The organism is Streptomyces sp. 2114.4 (genome assembly GCF_900187385.1).
Lineage (GTDB): Bacteria > Actinomycetota > Actinomycetes > Streptomycetales > Streptomycetaceae > Streptomyces > Streptomyces mooreae.
The window spans coordinates 1,400,964-1,417,471 of sequence record NZ_FYEY01000001.1 but is presented as its reverse complement, the minus strand read 5'-3'; the positions used below and the strand labels follow the sequence as shown (position 1 = coordinate 1,417,471).

Below are 16,508 nucleotides of genomic sequence, written 5' to 3'. Positions count from 1 at the left end.
CGGCACCCACTGCTGCGACTCATCGAGGTACTGCTGAACCGACTTCGGCGACGCCGTGCCAGACGTCCGAGATGTGGTGGGAGCTTTTCCCTGGCCGGAAAGTCCGCTCGCCATGGTCGTCGCCCTGAGCCTCGGACGCAGGGCTCGAAGACGTTGGTCAGGCCGCTCCGAACCAGGTGCTTCCCAGGGATTTTTCAGGGACTTCCAGCTCTGTCTCAGGGACTTCCCAGGGACTTTCCGCTGAGTAAGCCGGAAGGTCCCTGACAGCTCCGAAAGAGGAAAAGTCCCAGTTCAGGGCCAGTTCTCTACCAGTCGATGACGGCGCCCAGGCCGTTTCCTCGTGCAGACTGGCCGGCCGGCCAAGACTGCGTGGCTGAGGGACCGGCGGGGAACGAGAACGCCCCCACGGCAGCGGCGCCGTCGGCGCTGCTCCAGGCCAACTCGCCCGTGAACAGTGCCACTTGGCGGGTCCGCCAGACTCCCTAGTACGGGTAGAACCCCGACCCCGACTTCCGCCCCAGCCGGCCCGCGTCGACCATCCGCGCGAGCAGCGGGGGAGCGGCGTACAGGGGCTCCTTGTACTCCTCGTACATGGAGGCGGCGACCGAGGACACGGTGTCCAGGCCGATCAGATCGGCCAGCTTGAGCGGGCCCATCGGGTGGGCGCAGCCCATCTCCATGCCGTTGTCGATGTCCTCGCGGCTGGCGATGCCCGACTCGAACATCCGGATCGCGGAGAGCAGATACGGGATGAGCAGGGCGTTGACCACGAAACCCGAGCGGTCCTGGGCGCGGATCGCATGCTTGCCCAGCACGTCCTGCACCAGGGACTCGGCGCGCTTGATGGTCTCCTCGCCGGTGGTCAGGGCGGGGATCAGCTCGACGAGCTTCTGCACCGGGGCCGGGTTGAAGAAGTGGATTCCGATGACCTGGTCGGGCCGGGAGGTGGCGACCGCCAGCTTCACCAGCGGGATCGACGAGGTGTTGGACGCCAAGATGGCGTCCGGCCGGGTGATCACCTGGTCGAGGACCTGGAAGATCTCGGTCTTGACCTGCTCGTTCTCCACCACGGCCTCGATGACGAGATCGCGGTCGGCGAACTCACCGAGGTCGGTGGTGAAGCTGAGCCGGTCGAGCGTCGCGTCGCGTTCCTCGGCAGTGATCTTGCCGCGCTCGGCGGCCTTGCCGAGAGAGTTGGTCAAACGGGTACGACCCAGCTCCAGAGCTTCGCCGGTGGTCTCCGCGACCATGACGTCCAGTCCGGCGCGGGCGCACACCTCGGCGATGCCGGCGCCCATCTGGCCGCAACCGACCACTCCGACGCGTTCGATGTCGGTCACATCGTGCCTTTCGCTGATCTTCAGGACCGGCGATACGCCGTTACGCCGTAAGGGTCCGGCGGCCGCCTCGGCCCCGACGTTACTCCGCGCGGTGCCGTGCCGAGGCCGCCGGGGCGGGCATTGTGAACCCTCAGGACGGGACGAACCGGACAACCTGGGGAATTCTTGATGAGGCATTTCACACGCAGAGGGTTTGCCGTGGCCACGCTGGGCGCGGCCTCTTCGCTGCTCACCGCGGGGGCGGCGGCGCCCGCGGACGGCCCGCCGCGGCGCGAGATGCGCGGCATGTGGCTGGCCACCGTGGCCAACCTGGACTGGCCCTCCAGTACGAAGCTCCAGCCCGCCGCGCAACAGCGCGAACTGCGCGCCCACTTCGACACGGCCGTCGCCCGCAAGCTGAACACGGTGTTCTTCCAGGTGCGGCCCACCGCGGACGCCCTGTGGCCCTCCCCGTACGAGCCCTGGGCGCAGTGCCTGACCGGGCAGCAGGGCCGTGACCCCGGATGGGACCCGCTCGACTTCGCGGTCCGCGAGGCCCACCGGCGCAATCTCGAACTCCATGCCTGGTTCAACCCGTACCGGGTGGCCAACCACACCGACCCCGGCAGGCTCACGGCGGACCACCCCGCCCGCCGGCACCCCGACTGGGTCCTGCCCTACGGCGGCAAGCTCTACTACAACCCCGGTCTGCCGGAGGTGCGCGGCTTCGTCCAGGACGCGATGTTCGACGCGGTGCGGCGCTACGACATCGACGGGGTGCACTTCGACGACTACTTCTATCCGTATCCGGTCAAGGGAGAGGACTTCGACGACGACGCGGCGTTCGACGAGTTCGGCAGCGGCTTCCGGAGCCGGGCGGCCTGGCGCCGGGACAACATCGACCGGCTGATCTCCGAGATGGCGGCCAGGCTCCGGGACGGGAGGGGGCGGTCCGGGCGCCGGGTGCGGTTCGGCGTCAGTCCGTTCGCGGTCTGGCGCAATCGCGCCACCGACCCGCAGGGCTCCCGCACCCAGGCCGGGGTGCAGACCTATGACGACCTGTACGCCGACACCCGCCGCTGGGTGCGCGAGGGGTGGCTCGACTACCTCGTGCCCCAGGTCTACTGGCCCCTCGGCTTCAGCGCCGCCGACTACGCCGAACTCGTGCCCTGGTGGGCGCGGACCGTCAAGGGCACCGGGGTGGACCTCTACATCGGCGAGGCCCTTTACAAGGCGGGCGACGCCCAGCCCTCCGCCTGGAAGGACCCGGCCGAAATCTCCCGCCACCTCACCTTCGCCCGCGACTATCCGCAGGTGGGCGGCCACGTCTACTTCTCGGCGAAGGAAGTGGCCAAGGACCGGACGGGTGCCATGGCGCGCGTCGTGCGCGACCACTACGCCGCCGCGGCGCGGTCGTAGCGGCGGCCCGCGCCGACCGGGAGGGTCCGCGCGGACCGCGGCGTATGCGGAGATTCCGGTACCGGGCCGGAGCGGTGTCCGCCGGCCGGGTCCGCCGGCCGGTGCCGGTGGCTACCGGCGGACAGTGTCTACCGGCCGGGATCCATGTCGGTGGCCTTGCCGTGCCGGACGACCGAGTCGGGGCCGGGAGACATGATCGCCTCATGTCCGTCCTCGGCGCGGACGCGGTAGGGCGGATCGCCGTTCGGGCCCAGTACTTCGACGATTTCGACGACCTTGTCGTGATGCCCGACGGTCCTGCCGTGCACCACCAGCCGGTCGCCCCTGTTTGCGTGCATCAGGGTCCTCCCCGCCTCGGGGCGGCCGTACGACCCGCGGGCCGACAGTGCGGCGGCCGACGGTTGAACGGCCAACGATTTCCACGGTGTACGGGCCTGGCAATGACCCGGACGGCGGTACCTGCCGTCGCGGCAAGTTTACGTCCGCGGGCCGCCGTCGCACCCCGGAAAGTGCAGGTTCATCCCTTTCGGTGGGCCGGTGGCCGGGGCGGCTCGGTGCCCCGGCGTGCCCCGGGGCACCGAGCGGTCATCCACGGGTCCGCTGGGTGACCGCGATGCACGCCAGGACCGCCAGCGCCGCGGCGGGGGCGGCCGGCGGCAGCCGCTCGCCCAGCAGCAGCACGGACCAGAGCAGGGTCAGCAGCGGCTGGGCGAGCTGCAGCTGGCTCGCCTTGGAGATGCCGATCGCGGCCATCCCGCGGTACCAGGCCACCATCCCGAGGAACTGCGAGCCGAACGCCAGCCACAGCACTCCGCCGACCGAGTGCACCGTGAGCCGCAGCGGCTCCGCGGACAGCGCCACCGCCGCGCCCGTCACCGTGACCGGAAGCGCCAGCACCAGCGCCCAGCCCATCACCTGCCAGCCCGGCATATGGCGGGCGAGCCGCCCGCCTTCGGTGTAGCCGGCCGCGCACACCAGCAGTGATCCGAACAGCAGCAGATCCCCGCGGCCCGGCGCCCCGCCGCTCTGCTGCACCGCAAAGCCGATGACGACGACGGCGCCGACCAGCGAGGCGATCCAGAACGTCCGGGAGGGCCGGGCACCGGTCCGTACGGCCGAGAAGGCGGCCGTGGTCAGCGGCAGCAGGCCGACGACGACCGCCGCGTGCGAGGTGGTGGAGGTCTGCAGCGCGAGGGTGGTCAGCAGCGGGAAACCGAGGACCACGCCGCCCGTGACGACCGCGATGCCCGCCCAGTGCCGCCGCTCGGGAAGGCGCCCCCGGAACACGGCCAGCGCGCCGCCGGCCAGCACGGTGGCCAGCACGCTGCGCAGCATCACCACCGTCCACGGCCCCATGCCCTCCAGCGCCCAGGCGGTCGCGGGGAAGGTGAGCGAGAAGGCGGCGACGCCGAGCGCGGCGAGCAGCGCGCCCCGGGCGGCCCCGCTCGCGGCCTCCGGGAGCTGCGGGGCCTTGGCCGGCTGCCGGTTCTCCGGGGCGGCGGTGTCCGGGGCGTCCGGGGTGCTGACCGCTATCGTCACGGTGGCAGTAGCGCTATCGTTGTCTCTCATGCAAGAGCGTAGCAGCGGCGCCGAACTGGCCGCGACCCTGCGGGTGGAGCTGAACCGCTACTCTCCAGGAGAGAAGCTGCCATCAAGTCGCGCCCTCGTGGAGCGGCACCGGGTCAGTCCGGTGACCGTCTCCCGGGCGCTCGCCGAGCTGGCGGCGGAGGGTCTGGTCGTGACCCGGCCGGGCGCGGGGGCCTTCCGGGCCGAGCCGCGCGGCGAGGCGCCCCGGCCGGTCGACACCTCCTGGCAGGAGATCGCGCTGAGCGCCGAGCCGGCCGGCGACCAGGTGCCGCGCAGCGTCGACGCCTCGGGTGTGCTCGCCACGCTCGCCACCCCGGCGCCCGGTGTCATCGAACTCATCGGCGGCTATCTGCACGCCGATCTCCAGCCGGAGCGCGCCCTCGCCGCCGCCCTGGCCCGCGCCGGACGGCGGCCGGGCGTCTGGGGGCGCCCCACGATCGGCGGGGTGGCGGAGCTGCGGGCCTGGTTCGCCCGCGAGATCGCCGGCCCCGGTGGCCCGCTGGCCGCCAGCGACGTCCTGATCACCGCGGGCGGTCAGAGCGCGCTGAACGCCGCCCTGCGTGCCCTCGCCGCCCCCGGCGCCCCGGTGCTCGTCGAGTCCCCGACCTACCCGGGCATGCTGGCCGTGGCCCGCGCCTCCGGACTGCGGCCGGTGCCCGTACCGGTGGACGCGGACGGGGTCCGTACGGACCTGCTCGCGGACGCCTTCCGGGCCAGCGGCGCGCGGCTGTTCGTCTGCCAGCCGCTGTTCCAGAATCCGACCGGCGCGGTGCTGGCCGATGACCGGCGGCGCGAGGTGCTGCGGGTGGCCCGCGCGGCCGGCGCCTTCGTGATCGAGGACGACTTCGCACGACTGCTGGTCCACGGCGACGCCCCCGCGCTGCCGCCGACCCTGATGGCGGACGACCGGGACGGCACGGTCGTCCACGTCCGCTCGCTGACCAAGGCCACCTCGCCCAACCTGCGGGTGGGCGCCCTGGCCGCGCACGGTCCGGTCCTCGACCGGCTGCGCGCCATCCAGGTCGTCGACAGCTTCTTCGTGCCGGGCCCGCTCCAGGAAACCGCCCTGGAACTCGTCGGCTCGCCCGCCTGGCCGCGCCATCTGCGGCTGATCTCCGGCGAGTTGACCGTCCGCCGCAATGCCCTGACCGCGGCCCTGCACCGGTACCTGCCGGGCCTCGCCGGGCCGGGCGGGGGGCACGGGGCGGCGTACGGCCACGACCCCGCGCCGGGCGGCCTCTACATCCCGCCGGGCGGCTACCACCTCTGGCTGCGACTGCCGGACGGCACCGACGAGGCGGCGCTGACCGGTGCGGCGCTGCGGGCGGGCGTCGCGGTCGCGGCCGGCCGGCCGTACTTCGCCGCCGAGCCGCCGGCCGCGCATCTGCGGCTGAGCTTCGCGGCCGCGTCCGGCACCGCCGAGATCACGGAAGGCGTCCGCAGGCTCCGCACGGCGTGCGAGGAGCTGGGGGTGCCGGCGGGCTGAACGGGCGGGGCGGGGAGGGGTGCGCCGGCTCCCCTGCCGGCAAGTACGGCGGGCGGCCGGAACCCTCCCCGCACGTACGGCGGGCCGGCCGGAACCCTCCCCGCCGGTAACGGCTCGACGCCGCCCCGCCCTTCTGCGAACCTCCCGGCATGAGCACCCACGCCCTCGACGGCTACGAGATCTCCACCGACCCGGCGCGCCTGGACACCGGCCTGGTCCACCACTGGCTGTCTGCCGACGCCTACTGGGCCGTGGGCCGGTCCCGGGAGCTGCATGACCGCGCCGTCGCGGGCTCGCTCAACTTCGGTCTGTACGAGGCCGGTTCCGGCCGTCAGGCCGGCTACGCCCGGGTGGTGACCGACCACGCCACCTTCGCCTGGCTCTGCGACGTCTATATCTGCCGCGACGACCGCGGCAAGGGCCTGGGCACCGCCCTGGTCGAGGCCATCGCCGACCACCTGGCGCCCTGCGGGCCGAGCCGCCTGACGCTGGCCACCAAGGACGCCCACGGCGTGTACGAGAAGGCCGGCTTCCGCCCCCTGGTCTCCCCGGAGCAGTGGATGACCCTCGGGCTGATCGACCCGGGTCCTGTCGAGATGTGATCAACAAGGGCCAGTGCGGCGTTACTGCTCTTACCATCGGCGGATGAGCGTCCGACTGAAGCTGCTCGCCGCCGGCCGCAGCTCCGCGCTGCTCGGAACGCGGTTCGGCGACGACCGGCCGCTCGACGCCGCGGGATGGCACGAGGCCGAGCGGGCCGCGCCCGTCCTGTGCCGGCTCGCCGCCGCCGAACTGCGCTACTGCTCGCCGTCAGCCCGCTGCCGGGACACCGGCGAAGCCCTCGGCCTGCGCCCGCTCCCGCAACCGGCGCTGCGCGACTGCGACATGGGGCGCTGGCACGGCCGCACGCTGGGCGAGGTGGCCACCGAGGAACCGCGCGCGGTGGAGGCCTGGCTGGCCGATCCGCGCGTGGCGCCGCACGGCGGGGAGTCGTTGCTGGCCTTCATCACGCGCGTCGGCGGCTGGCTGGACACCCGGCCGGTCGAGGACGCCGACGGACTCCTCGCGGTCGCCGAGCCCGGTGTCGTCCGCGCCGCCCTGGTCTACGCGCTCCAGGCCCCGCCGCACACGTACTGGCGGATAGACGTCCAGCCGCTCTCGGTGACCACCCTCACCGGCCGGTCCGGCAGGAAGTGGGACCTCCAACTGGAGGCATGAGGCGGCACCGCGCTACGACCTGCCGGCCGCCGGCCCGCGGCCCAGCCGCACATCGGTCAGCACCCCCTGGAACACGAGCGCGACCAGCCCGGCGCACGGGATCTGCCAGGCGAGGGCCCCGGTCGCGGCGAGCACACCACAGGCCGCAACGGCGAGCAGGGTGGGCAGCGTCGAGGCCACGGCGATACGGGTACGGGTGCGACGGTGCATGGCGGGCTCCTTCAGGGGGTGGGGCTTCATGGTGTGGGGCTTCGGCATGGACTGCATGGCATGAGGCTGCGGGGGGCGGCGCGCCAGGGCGTGGTGCGCCAGGGGCGCGGTGCGGGACGGGCGAGGAGGCGGCCCCGCCGTCAGGACCCGGCGGCGCGTGCCCGGTCCAGGTAGGCGGTGAGGTCCGGCAAGCCGGCGTCCGCCCATCCGGCGTCCGGCGCCGCGCCGTCCCCGGACCTGGCCACCGAGCCCTCACGCCACGCCGTCCGGACGGCGTCGGACACCGCCGTGTCGCCGCCGGTGAACAGCGTGCTCAGCTCGTCCATCCGCGCCACCAGCCGCCGCACCCGCGGATCGCCGGGCGCGACCCCTTCGGTGCGCAGGCGCTCCGCCCGCCGGTACAGCTCGGGCCACTCCACCTCCAGGAGGTAGTGCGCCAGGGAGCCGAGCGCGGTGGCCCGCGTCTCCAGGGTCCGCAGCTGGTCGGGCTCCAGACGGTGGCGGAGCGCCCGGCCGGCTCCCGCGGCGCCGGCACCGGTCGCCCGCAGCGCGTCGAACAGGGCGGTGACCGTCGGCGTCCGTGCGGCGGCCAGTTCGCCGTCGAGACGGCACCACCCGGGCCGGATCGACCCCGCTGTCCAGGCAGACGCCGATGGACTCCAGCCCGAGCCCCAGGTTCCGCAGCGCCAGCACCTGATAGAGCCGTACGGCATCGTCCTCCGTGTACTCCCGGTGCCCGCCCGCCGTGCGTTGCGAGGGGCACAGCAGGCCGATGGTGTCCCAGTGGTGCAAGGTGCGTACGGTCAGTCCGCTCGCCTCGGCGAGGGCCCCGACCTTCCAGGTGGCGGCGTTCATGGAGCAACGATGCCTCCTCACGCGGCGTGAGGTTCAAGTGTCGGGGCCGCCCTCGGGCACCACCCGGAAAGCCCATCCGGCGCGTTCCGCCGTCCGGGGCGTACGCACCCTTGTGACCTGCGGGAAGAGGCGGCGGGCCGGTGTCTCGCGCGGAAGTTGGCCTTGCCGGGGCCCGCCATCGAGGTGCGCGCCGCCGGGCCGGACGCTTCTCTCGGGGTATGCCCATACGTCAGATTCCTCTGTACGCCCTGGCGGCCGGTGCCCTGGCGGTGTCCGTCCTGCTTTTCGGTGACGACCGCGGCGCCGATGCCGCCCCCGGGGCCGTCACCGGGACGGTGACCGGAGCCGCCGCCGAGACCGGCTCCGCGCCGGAGACCGCGGACGCGGTGGTCGTGCAGCCCGACCCGGTGACACCGGGCGCCGCCTTCTCCGTCTCCGACGGCGGGCAGTGCTCCGGCGACACCGCGGAGGCCACCTTCGACGACGCGAACATCCCCGCGCTGGAGCTCGCCGAGCGGAGCGGGCGGCTCGGCGGCACCGCGATCCTGCCGGAGAACACCGCGCCCGGCTCCTACCGGGTCACCCTCACCTGCGGCGGTACCTCCCGGGCCCGGCAGAGCGCCCTGGACACCGGCCGGACGGGCGACGAGGAAGACGGCACGGTGCGCGGCGGGGAGGACGGCGAACGCCACGGCAGCGGACGCGGCGAGGAGTACGGGGAGCAAGCCGGCGACGGCCGGAAAACCCTCACCGGCACCATGACCGTCTCCGGTGGTGCCGACGAGGTCGTGCCCCGGGGCGGCGCGGACACCGGCCTCGGCGGCGCGGCCGGCACCGGCCGGGCGGCCACGACCGCGGGCGGACTGCTGCTGCTGGCCGCGGCCGGCTGGGGAGCCCGCGCCCGCCGGCGGCACCCCCGCGGCACCGGGAGCTGACGGCGGTGACCGCGGATCCACCACGGCGCGGCCTCGTCACCGCCCTCATCACGGCCCTCACCCTCGCGGGCGTGTGCACGCTCACCGTCGTCCACCTCCGCGCCCGCGACGCCACCAGCGAGGTCGACGACGGTACCCACACGGTGCCGCGCACCGAGATCGCCAGAACGCTCAGCGGCCAGCTCACCCTGCCCTTCCGCAACGGGCCCGACGCGGTGCACTGCTCCGGCGATCTCCGGCCCGTGCCGTACGACGAGGTGCGCTGTACGGCCCACTTCCCCCTCGGCCTGGACCGGCACCTCAGCGTCGAGGTCACCCAGGTCCGCCACAACAAGGTCACCTACCGGCGCCACGCCGTGCCGCGGTGAGCGGCCCCGGCCGCCGTGAGCGGTGCCCGCCGCACTGCGCGGTGCCTCGCGCGCCGGCCCACCTACGGCGCGAGCCGCAGTGCCGCCGGCCCCCGGGTCAGCCAGGCGTTCGCCGCCTCGACCCGGCCGCCCACCTGCAGCTTTGCGTAGGCGTGTTCCAGATGTTTGTCGACCGTGCGCGGACTGATCGCCAGCCGGCGGGCGATCTGCTGGTTCGTCAGGCCGCGGGCGAGCAGGGTGAGTACGGCCGACTCGCGGCGGGTGACGGGGGACGGCGCAGGTGCGGGCGGGGCGAGCCGGCTGAGGACGTGGCTGAGCCGGGTGCGCAGCAGGGCCGCGGCCGCCACATCGTCGTCGGAGAAGTCGCTGCCGTTGCGGCTGATCGCCACGCACACCTTCCGCGGCACACCGGCCGCGTAGCCCGCGGGGAACGACATCGCGAGCTGCTGCTCGGCGCCCAGCGGCCGGTAGACGTCGGCATAGGCGGCGAGGGCGTGGAAGGCGCTGCGGGTCTGCAGGGTGGAGCGGCGCATCGCGGTGCCGGGGCCGAGGGTGGTGTGGGTGACGAGGGAATCGGCCGCCGATTCGCGCGCGAACGCCTCCCGTATGTCCGGGGTCAACAGACCGGCGGGCAGGGTGAGCGGCCGGTCGGCAGAGCCGGCGCGGGGCGACCAGATGATGCTGTCGCCGGGAACGGCACCGAGCAGCAGCGGAAGCAGCGCCGGAACAAGGGTGTCCTCGTCGACGGCATCGATCAGGAGGTCCACGACGGCGAGAATGCGCCGCAGGCCGGCCTCCGCGGCCGCGCTCATACCTCCAGCGTGCCGAGGGGGCACAGGCCAGTCAAACGCGTGCCGAGTGGGCAGCGGCAACCAAACGCAGAAGCAGCCGAACGCGCCCGCGCGGTGCACCGGCACGTCGGACCTGTGCCGCGCGGGGCACAGGCCGCTCACATGAGGCCCACCCGGCCGGCCGGGGGAAGACCGGCCGGGCGCGTCAGGCGGCTCAGCGCCCGACGGCATAGACGCGGTTGACGAGGCTCTGTGCGGCGAGTCGCCAGTGATGGAGTCCGGCCTCGTCGGCGAGCTGCCGCAGCACCTCCTCACCCGCGTGGTTTCCCAGTGCCTGCGGACCGTGCTGGGCCAGCGCGGACGGCAGACAGATGGCAACCGAGCTTGCGGTCAGCGCCCGTCCGACGGGGTTGACGTTCTCCTGGGCGTTGGCAGAGGCGTTCGGCTCGACGACCATGCAGGTGCCGCCGTCGGCCAGGGCCTGCTCGGCGTGGTGCAGTGCGCCGCCCGGGTCGCCGGTGTCGTGCAGGCAGTCGAAGAACGTGATCAGGTCGAAGTCCTCGCCCGGGAAGTCCTGGGCGGTGGCGACCTGGAAGCTGACCCGGTCGTCCAGTCCCCGCTCGGCCGCGATGCCGCGGGCCGCTTCGATGGACGGACGGTGGAAGTCGAAGCCCTCGAAGCGCGACCGGGGGAAGGCCTGGGCCATGAGCGTCGTGGAGTAGCCGTAGCCGCATCCGACGTCGGCGACGCGGGCGCCGCGCTCCAGCTTCTCCACCACACCGTCCAGCGCGGTCAGCCACTCCGGCACCAGCGCGGCCGCGTACCCGGGGCGGAAGAACTGCGCGGTGCCGGCGAACAGCGCGTTTCCGTGTTCCTCCCAGCCGACGCCCTCACCGGTGCGGAAGGCCTCCACGAGGACGTCCTCGGTGGCGTAGATCGCCTGCAGCACGGTGGAGAACCCCGCCGCGTACGTCGGCAGGTCCGGGTCCGCCAGGACGGCGGCGTGCTCGTCGGGCAGCAGGTAGGTGTCGGTGCCGGGCGCGTAGCTGACGTATTCGCCGGCGACCTGGGACGTCAGCCATTCGCGGACGTAGCGCTCGACCAGCCCTGTACGGGCGGCGAGTTGTACGGACGTGAGGGGGCCGGCGCCCGCCATGGCCCGGTACAGGCCGAGCCGGTCACCGAGCGAGGTGCACAGGCCGGCGACCGCGGCGCCGCTGTCGGCGATCACCCTTTCCAGGAATTCCTGCACCCGGTCCTCATCCACCGCGGCGCCGGGGGCGACATCGGCGGAGGCCGTCATGTCTCTCACCTCCACCTCCTCGTCCGCATCTCACTCTCGTCCTCCTCTCACTGCAGCAGGACGGCCACCCCGCGCGCCATACGGGATTCGCCGTATGCGGCGGGTGGTGACCCCCGACGACACCCGGGCCGACACTGGAGGAGAGGAGGGGACAGGAGGTGCACCATGCGCAAGAAGATCGACTGCCGGGATCAGCCCAGCGAGATGAACTGCACCCTCGTCATCGCCGGCGAGGAGGAAGAAGTGCTCCGCGCAGCCACCGAGCACGCGGTATCCGTCCACGGACACCAGGACAGCCCGGAACTGCGGGAACAGATCAGGACGGCCATGAAGGACGAGGTTCCGCAGCACGCCTGAGCAGGCCTGAGCAGGCCTGAGCACGCCTGGGCACAGCTCGCGCGCGGGAGCCGTGGAGGTCCGCGGCGCGGCAGCGGCACGCCGTCCCCGCGGCGGGACGGCCGCCTCGCCCTGTCCGGATGCGCGGGTGCCGTGGGCGGCCCCCGCGGGCTACGACCGACGCCGGGGCCTGCCGCGCTTGGCGCCCCTCGCACCGCCGGAACCGCCGGAAGCACCCCGCGGACTCTTGCCGGACGGCTTCCCGGCCGATTTCCCCGCCGGTTTTCCGCCCGTCTTCCCTGCCGTCTTCCCGGCCGCGGGCTTCCGCCGCGCGCTGCCGGTCTCGCCGCGCTTGCCCTTCGGCTGCGCCGGGTCCGGGTCCGGGCGGCGCCCGCGAGAGCTGTTGACGGTCCGCCCGCGGACGATCCCGATGAAGTCCTCCACCAGGTCGGTGGTCGCGTCCTGCGGCCACGACAGCGCGACCCGTGACGCCGGGGCGTCCGACACCGGCCGGTAGGTGAGGTCCCTGCGGTGGTGCAGACGGGCGAGGGACTGCGGGACGACGAGGACCCCCACCCCTGCCGCCACCAGCTCCACGGCGTCCGCGGTCGTGGCGGGGCGGTCGTTCGCGGGCCGCCCCGGCCGCTGCTCCCAGTCGAGGGTGTCGTCGAGGGGGTGCAGCACGATCTCGTCGGCCAGGTCCTCGGCGGACACCTCGTCGGCGGCCGTCACGAGGTGGTCCTTCGGGACCACGACGACGGTCGTCTCGGTGTAGAGGGGGATCGCGCTGAGGTCCGCCCGGTCCACCGGCAGCCGCACGAAACCCGCGTCGGCGTCGCCGCCCCGCAGGACGTCGCACGCCTCCGCGGCGGACACCGGGACGAGGGTCAGGGGAACGCCGGGAAGCCGCTCGTTCCAGATCCGCACCCACTTCGTGGGCGTCACCCCCGGGACATACGCGAGACGGAACGAAGGGGATACTTCCGAGCCAGTCACGTGCACAGGCTACCGGTCGTGGTCGGAGGTAGCGCACACGATCGATACCCTGGACACCATGACGTCGCACCAGACCACCCAGACGATGAAGCCCGCAACCGCGGCGAAGAAGCTGGGTGTGTACCTCGAGGCCACCCCCGCCGAGTTCCAGGAGGGTGTCGTCTCGCGCACCGAGTTGAACGCCCTGCAGGCCGATCCGCCCCAGTGGCTGCAGGACCTGCGGCGCAACGGCCCGCACCCCCGGCCGGTGGTCGCGGCCAAGCTGGGCATCTCCATCTCCGGCCTCGCGCGGGGCGGTGTCACCGAACCCCTCACCACGGAGCAGATCGACGCGCTGAAGAAGGACAGCCCCGAGTGGCTGCAGAAGGAGCGCGCCACCCAGGCCGAGGTCCGCAAGGAAGCGGCCCGGATCAAGGAGAAGAACGCGGCCCGGGACGAGCAGCCCGGCGGGCCGCGTTCCTGAACCGCCGCTGATCCCCCTCCTTCCCCGCCGGGCCGCCCCGGCCCCGTACCCGCGGGGGCGGCGGGGCGTGCTCAGGCGCCCGTCGGGGGGAGGAGATGCGCCAGCCCCTCCGCACAGTCCTTGGCGGCCTCGGCCGAGCGCGGCAGCATGACGCTCTCGTACGCACGGACGGCGTCGTCGACGCAGGGTTCGGCGACGAGGGCCTGGGCGAGTTCGGCGCCGTCCAGCATGGCGAGATTGGCCCCCAGCCCGAGCGGTGGCATCAGGTGCGCGGCGTCGCCCAGCAGGGTGACGCCGGGGACGTGCTCCCAGGTGTGCGGGACGGGCAGCGCGAAGACGGGCCGCTGGACGAAGGCGCCGTCGTTGTCCCGCAGCACAGCGAGCAGGCGCTCGTCCCAGCCGTCGAACATCGTCAGCAGGTGCGCCCGCACGGCCGCCGTGTCACCGGGCTCCACACCCGCGGCCACCTGCCAGTCCTCCGGTCCGCGGAAGCCTATGTAGACGCGGATGCGGCCGTTGCTGTTGCGCTGGGCGAACAGCACCTTGCTGTCGGCCATGGCCACCATGGTGCCGGCGCCGACCATCCGTGCCAGACCGGGATGACGGGTGTCGCAGTCGTCGAAGCCGGCCTCGACGAAGGTGACGCCGGTATAGCCGGGTACGGCGTCCGACAGGGCCGGGCGCACCCGTGACCAGGCGCCGTCGGCACCGATCACCAGGTCGAAGTCCTCGGTGGTGCCGTCGCCGAAGAGCAGGCGGCCGGTGCCGTCCCCGAGCGGGGTGACCGAGCTGACGGCACGGTCCCACCGCACGCTGCCCGCGGTGAGGGAATCCAGGAGCAGACCCCGCAGCTGACCGCGGTCGATCTCCGGCCGGTCCTCCTCGCCGTGGTCGTCCGGCGGGCCCTGCGCGGGCAGGACGGCGGCGGTGGCGGGATCGAGATTGCGCCACTCCTGGCCTTCGGGCCGGGCGAGGGCGCGGAAGCGGTCGAGCAGTCCCGCCGCGCGCAGGGCTGCCTGACCGGTCCCGGCGTGCATGTCGAGAGAGCCGCCCTGCGCACGGGCTCCGGCGGAGGCCTCCCGTTCCCAGATGGTGACGGAGCGACCGTGGCGCTGCAGGACACGGGCGCAGACAAGGCCTCCAAGGCCGGCGCCGACGACGGCGATGCGGGGGTCACGCGTGGAGTTCATGGGGCTGGTCCCCTCGGAAGTGAGTGATCGCCGGGAGATCCGGCACGACTAAGAAAGCACACTCACTAAATAAGTGCAATGAGTTAACTTTCGCAGTGAGTGTGCTCCGTGATGCCCTTCGGGATACGCTGCGACGGTGACCGAACCGACCGGGCGCCGTGAGCGCAAGAAGGCCCAAACCCGCAAGTCGCTGGCCGACGCCGCGCTGGAGCTCTTCCTCGACCGGGGCTACGACCAGGTCTCCGTCAAGGACGTCGCCGACGCCGCCGACGTGTCGGTGACCACCCTGTTCAAGCACTTCCCCAGCAAGGAGGCGCTGGTTTTCGACGAGGAGGACGACATCGAGGCGGGGCTCGTCGCCGCCGTGCGGGAACGCGCCCCCGGGCAGTCGATCCCGCAAGCGCTGCACGAGCACATCCTGCGGACCCAGGACCTCGCCAAGGATCCGCGGTTCGCCCCGTTCCTGCGCATGGTGGAGGGCACCCCGGCGCTGCGGGACTACTCCCACCGCATGTGGATGCGCCACGAAACGGCCGTGGCGCGGGCCATCGCCGAGGAGACCGGCGCCCCCGAGGGCGACGTCACCTGCGCCGCCCTCGCCCGTTTCGCGCTGGAGACCCGTGGGCTGCTCCAGCGGCACACCGACCCGCGCCGTGCCACCGAAGCAGCCTTCGCCCTGCTCGAACACGGCTGGGCGGCCACCCACCCCGGGCAGTGACCAGGGCTGACCGAGGCTGACCAGGGCTGACCAGCTCCTGGCGGGGCGAGAAGACCGGGAATCCCGCACGGACCGGCGTCACACACGGAATACTCCGGTGTCCCACACGAAATACCTGAGGCCCTTGAGCCGGAAGTTACTGGGGGAACACATGGAAGCCGGTCAGCCGAGCCGTACCGCGATGCGGACAGCGCACGCCCGTGCGCGCCACCAGGCCGATCCCCAGCGGTTCTTCACCGACCCGCTGGCGTCGAAGATCCTCCACCTCCCCCTCGACCCCGACGCGTTGCTGCCGCCCTCCGACGACCCGATCGCCCGGCACAACATCCGGTTCGTCGCCGCGCGCAGCCGCTTCGCCGAGGACTCGCTCGCCTCCGCGGTGGCCGCCGGCACCCGGCAGGTCGTCGTACTCGGCGCCGGCCTGGACACCTTCGCCTGCCGCAACCCGCACGCCGGCCTGACGGTGTTCGAGGTCGATCATCCGGACACCCAGGAGTGGAAGCGGCAGCAGCTGGCCGCGGCCGGGATCGCCCTCCCGCCGTCGTTGGTTTTCGCCCCGATCGACTTCGAACGCGACACGCTCGCCGAGGCCTTGGACGCGGCCGGGCTGGACCGCCACCGACCGGCGTTCTTCATCTGGCTCGGGGTCACGCCCTACCTGACACGGGACGCCGTCCTCGCCACACTGCGCTGCGTGGCCGAGCACACCGCGCCCGTCGAAGTGGTCTTCGACTACTACCTCGAACCGTCGCCCTCGATGTCGCCGGAGCTCCGCGCCGCGTACGAGGCCGCCACACGGCGGGTGGCGGAGTTCGGCGAACCCTGGCTCAGCCACTTCACCCCGGACGGCCTCGCCGATGAGCTGCGCGCGATGAAGCTGGACGACATCGAGGACTTCACGGGGCCGGAACTGCTCGCGCGATACTTGGGCGAACCCGCTCCCGGCGCCGGTGCCGACGCCGATGCGTTCAGCGGCCATGTGCTCCGCGCCGGGCGCACCACCGTCCGATAGGCAGGCACCCCCACCGCCCGGTCAGGTACTCCACCGCCCGTCAGGCGAGCGTTTGTGAGCACTGACCCGGGAGCCCCACCGCCGCATTGCTGACGTGCCGGGCGGGCGGGTGTGGAACCGTAAACTTCCCGACGGGACCGTGGTGTCGGCCGGCGGGACCTGGCTGGGCAAGGGGCAGGACCGGATGTTCCAGCTCTGCCGGGAACTGGGGCTTGAGGTGTACCGCCAGTACGAGCAGGGCGATCACCTCCTGCGCCTCGACGGAGTCAACCACCGCTACCACGGCCCCCTCCCCGCCACCG

At 73.1% G+C, this 16,508-nt stretch carries 19 protein-coding genes and 1 pseudogene; 11 read left to right on the top strand and 9 right to left on the bottom strand.

Translation table 11 applies throughout. The features are described 5' to 3' along the window. Nucleotides 1-482: 482 nt before the first annotated feature. Nucleotides 483-1,340 (bottom strand): 3-hydroxybutyryl-CoA dehydrogenase, encoded by an 858-nt coding sequence (locus tag CFW40_RS06205; protein WP_088796832.1) that lies wholly within the window; start codon nucleotides 1,338-1,340, stop codon nucleotides 483-485. 168 nt (nucleotides 1,341-1,508) lie between these two features. Here CFW40_RS06205 and CFW40_RS06200 point away from each other — a divergent pair, with 168 nt between their 5' ends. Continuing rightward, nucleotides 1,509-2,738: a glycoside hydrolase family 10 protein gene (locus CFW40_RS06200; RefSeq protein WP_088796831.1), complete on the top strand. Its 1,230-nt coding sequence runs from the start codon at nucleotides 1,509-1,511 to the stop codon at nucleotides 2,736-2,738. Nucleotides 2,739-2,866: 128 nt separating this feature from the next. On the opposite strand, the gene CFW40_RS06195 is transcribed toward CFW40_RS06200, so the two are convergent. After that, nucleotides 2,867-3,076, bottom strand: coding sequence for a DUF1918 domain-containing protein (locus CFW40_RS06195; protein ID WP_088796830.1), 210 nt, complete (start codon nucleotides 3,074-3,076; stop codon nucleotides 2,867-2,869). Nucleotides 3,077-3,323: 247 nt separating this feature from the next. Then, nucleotides 3,324-4,307, bottom strand: a complete 984-nt coding sequence (locus CFW40_RS06190; RefSeq protein ID WP_088796829.1) for a DMT family transporter — start codon at nucleotides 4,305-4,307, stop codon at nucleotides 3,324-3,326. Between CFW40_RS06190 and CFW40_RS06185 the strand changes: the two genes are divergently transcribed. From CFW40_RS06185 to CFW40_RS06175, 3 genes are all read left to right on the top strand, one after another. Next, nucleotides 4,306-5,811 (top strand): PLP-dependent aminotransferase family protein, encoded by a 1,506-nt coding sequence (locus tag CFW40_RS06185; RefSeq protein ID WP_088796828.1) that lies wholly within the window; start codon nucleotides 4,306-4,308, stop codon nucleotides 5,809-5,811. The genes CFW40_RS06190 and CFW40_RS06185 overlap by 2 nt on opposite strands. Before the next feature lie 149 nt (nucleotides 5,812-5,960). Further along, entirely contained in the window at nucleotides 5,961-6,413 is a 453-nt protein-coding gene (locus CFW40_RS06180) for a GNAT family N-acetyltransferase (protein ID WP_088796827.1), read from the top strand. A gap of 43 nt (nucleotides 6,414-6,456) precedes the next feature. Further along, nucleotides 6,457-7,029, top strand: coding sequence for a histidine phosphatase family protein (locus CFW40_RS06175; RefSeq protein WP_088796826.1), 573 nt, complete (start codon nucleotides 6,457-6,459; stop codon nucleotides 7,027-7,029). A 12-nt stretch (nucleotides 7,030-7,041) separates the two neighbouring features. Here CFW40_RS06175 and CFW40_RS06170 read toward each other — a convergent pair whose 3' ends face one another. Together CFW40_RS06170 and CFW40_RS06165 are read right to left on the bottom strand one after the other, a co-directional pair. Continuing rightward, on the bottom strand, nucleotides 7,042-7,287 hold the full coding sequence (locus CFW40_RS06170; RefSeq protein ID WP_143034582.1) for a hypothetical protein: 246 nt from the start codon (nucleotides 7,285-7,287) through the stop codon (nucleotides 7,042-7,044). 204 nt (nucleotides 7,288-7,491) lie between these two features. Further along, a complete protein-coding gene (locus tag CFW40_RS06165) occupies nucleotides 7,492-8,094 on the bottom strand; it encodes a MerR family transcriptional regulator (RefSeq protein WP_107446762.1) in 603 nt (200 codons plus the stop codon). Nucleotides 8,095-8,312: 218 nt separating this feature from the next. Here CFW40_RS06165 and CFW40_RS06160 point away from each other — a divergent pair, with 218 nt between their 5' ends. Then, entirely contained in the window at nucleotides 8,313-9,029 is a 717-nt protein-coding gene (locus CFW40_RS06160; protein ID WP_088796824.1) for a hypothetical protein, read from the top strand. Nucleotides 9,030-9,034: 5 nt separating this feature from the next. After that, nucleotides 9,035-9,397 carry a DUF4333 domain-containing protein gene (locus CFW40_RS06155; RefSeq protein ID WP_088796823.1) on the top strand — a complete coding sequence of 121 codons (363 nt, stop codon included), beginning with the start codon at nucleotides 9,035-9,037 and terminating at the stop codon, nucleotides 9,395-9,397. A 62-nt stretch (nucleotides 9,398-9,459) separates the two neighbouring features. Here CFW40_RS06155 and CFW40_RS06150 read toward each other — a convergent pair whose 3' ends face one another. Further along, nucleotides 9,460-10,209 carry a helix-turn-helix transcriptional regulator gene (locus tag CFW40_RS06150; protein ID WP_088796822.1) on the bottom strand — a complete coding sequence of 250 codons (750 nt, stop codon included), beginning with the start codon at nucleotides 10,207-10,209 and terminating at the stop codon, nucleotides 9,460-9,462. Between the two features lie 193 nt (nucleotides 10,210-10,402). Further along, nucleotides 10,403-11,491, bottom strand: a complete 1,089-nt coding sequence (locus tag CFW40_RS06145; protein WP_088796821.1) for a methyltransferase domain-containing protein — start codon at nucleotides 11,489-11,491, stop codon at nucleotides 10,403-10,405. A 165-nt stretch (nucleotides 11,492-11,656) separates the two neighbouring features. Between CFW40_RS06145 and CFW40_RS06140 the strand changes: the two genes are divergently transcribed. Continuing rightward, a complete protein-coding gene (locus CFW40_RS06140; protein WP_088796820.1) occupies nucleotides 11,657-11,848 on the top strand; it encodes a DUF1059 domain-containing protein in 192 nt (63 codons plus the stop codon). Nucleotides 11,849-11,998: 150 nt separating this feature from the next. Here CFW40_RS06140 and CFW40_RS06135 read toward each other — a convergent pair whose 3' ends face one another. Then, nucleotides 11,999-12,823 carry a LysR substrate-binding domain-containing protein gene (locus CFW40_RS06135; protein ID WP_088801935.1) on the bottom strand — a complete coding sequence of 275 codons (825 nt, stop codon included), beginning with the start codon at nucleotides 12,821-12,823 and terminating at the stop codon, nucleotides 11,999-12,001. A gap of 58 nt (nucleotides 12,824-12,881) precedes the next feature. Here CFW40_RS06135 and CFW40_RS06130 point away from each other — a divergent pair, with 58 nt between their 5' ends. Beyond that, a complete protein-coding gene (locus CFW40_RS06130; protein ID WP_088796819.1) occupies nucleotides 12,882-13,286 on the top strand; it encodes a DUF5997 family protein in 405 nt (134 codons plus the stop codon). 71 nt (nucleotides 13,287-13,357) lie between these two features. On the opposite strand, the gene CFW40_RS06125 is transcribed toward CFW40_RS06130, so the two are convergent. After that, nucleotides 13,358-14,476, bottom strand: a complete 1,119-nt coding sequence (locus CFW40_RS06125) for an NAD(P)/FAD-dependent oxidoreductase (protein WP_088796818.1) — start codon at nucleotides 14,474-14,476, stop codon at nucleotides 13,358-13,360. Between the two features lie 136 nt (nucleotides 14,477-14,612). On the opposite strand from CFW40_RS06125, the gene CFW40_RS06120 reads away from it, so the two are divergent. The 3 genes and pseudogenes from CFW40_RS06120 to CFW40_RS06110 all read left to right on the top strand — a co-directional run. After that, the gene (locus tag CFW40_RS06120; protein WP_088796817.1) at nucleotides 14,613-15,194 is read left to right on the top strand and encodes a TetR/AcrR family transcriptional regulator; all 582 of its coding nucleotides are present in this window, start codon (nucleotides 14,613-14,615) and stop codon (nucleotides 15,192-15,194) included. Nucleotides 15,195-15,345: 151 nt separating this feature from the next. Continuing rightward, entirely contained in the window at nucleotides 15,346-16,206 is an 861-nt protein-coding gene (locus tag CFW40_RS06115) for a class I SAM-dependent methyltransferase (protein ID WP_088796816.1), read from the top strand. Nucleotides 16,207-16,300: 94 nt separating this feature from the next. After that, a pseudogene (locus tag CFW40_RS06110) lies at nucleotides 16,301-16,468 on the top strand (FAD-dependent oxidoreductase); the annotation flags it as partial. Between the last annotated feature and the right edge of the window lie 40 nt (nucleotides 16,469-16,508).

Coding starts and splice junctions, on each gene's coding strand:
- CFW40_RS06200 (WP_088796831.1), top strand. CDS start 1,509: ATGAGGCATTTCACACGCAGAGGGTTTGCCGTGGCCACGCTGGGCGCG.
- CFW40_RS06195 (WP_088796830.1), bottom strand. CDS start 3,076: ATGCACGCAAACAGGGGCGACCGGCTGGTGGTGCACGGCAGGACCGTC.
- CFW40_RS06185 (WP_088796828.1), top strand. CDS start 4,306: ATGCAAGAGCGTAGCAGCGGCGCCGAACTGGCCGCGACCCTGCGGGTG.
- CFW40_RS06190 (WP_088796829.1), bottom strand. CDS start 4,307: ATGAGAGACAACGATAGCGCTACTGCCACCGTGACGATAGCGGTCAGC.
- CFW40_RS06180 (WP_088796827.1), top strand. CDS start 5,961: ATGAGCACCCACGCCCTCGACGGCTACGAGATCTCCACCGACCCGGCG.
- CFW40_RS06175 (WP_088796826.1), top strand. CDS start 6,457: ATGAGCGTCCGACTGAAGCTGCTCGCCGCCGGCCGCAGCTCCGCGCTG.
- CFW40_RS06170 (WP_143034582.1), bottom strand. CDS start 7,287: ATGCCGAAGCCCCACACCATGAAGCCCCACCCCCTGAAGGAGCCCGCC.
- CFW40_RS06165 (WP_107446762.1), bottom strand. CDS start 8,094: ATGAACGCCGCCACCTGGAAGGTCGGGGCCCTCGCCGAGGCGAGCGGA.
- CFW40_RS06160 (WP_088796824.1), top strand. CDS start 8,313: ATGCCCATACGTCAGATTCCTCTGTACGCCCTGGCGGCCGGTGCCCTG.
- CFW40_RS06150 (WP_088796822.1), bottom strand. CDS start 10,209: ATGAGCGCGGCCGCGGAGGCCGGCCTGCGGCGCATTCTCGCCGTCGTG.
- CFW40_RS06145 (WP_088796821.1), bottom strand. CDS start 11,491: ATGACGGCCTCCGCCGATGTCGCCCCCGGCGCCGCGGTGGATGAGGAC.
- CFW40_RS06140 (WP_088796820.1), top strand. CDS start 11,657: ATGCGCAAGAAGATCGACTGCCGGGATCAGCCCAGCGAGATGAACTGC.
- CFW40_RS06130 (WP_088796819.1), top strand. CDS start 12,882: ATGACGTCGCACCAGACCACCCAGACGATGAAGCCCGCAACCGCGGCG.
- CFW40_RS06125 (WP_088796818.1), bottom strand. CDS start 14,476: ATGAACTCCACGCGTGACCCCCGCATCGCCGTCGTCGGCGCCGGCCTT.
- CFW40_RS06115 (WP_088796816.1), top strand. CDS start 15,346: ATGGAAGCCGGTCAGCCGAGCCGTACCGCGATGCGGACAGCGCACGCC.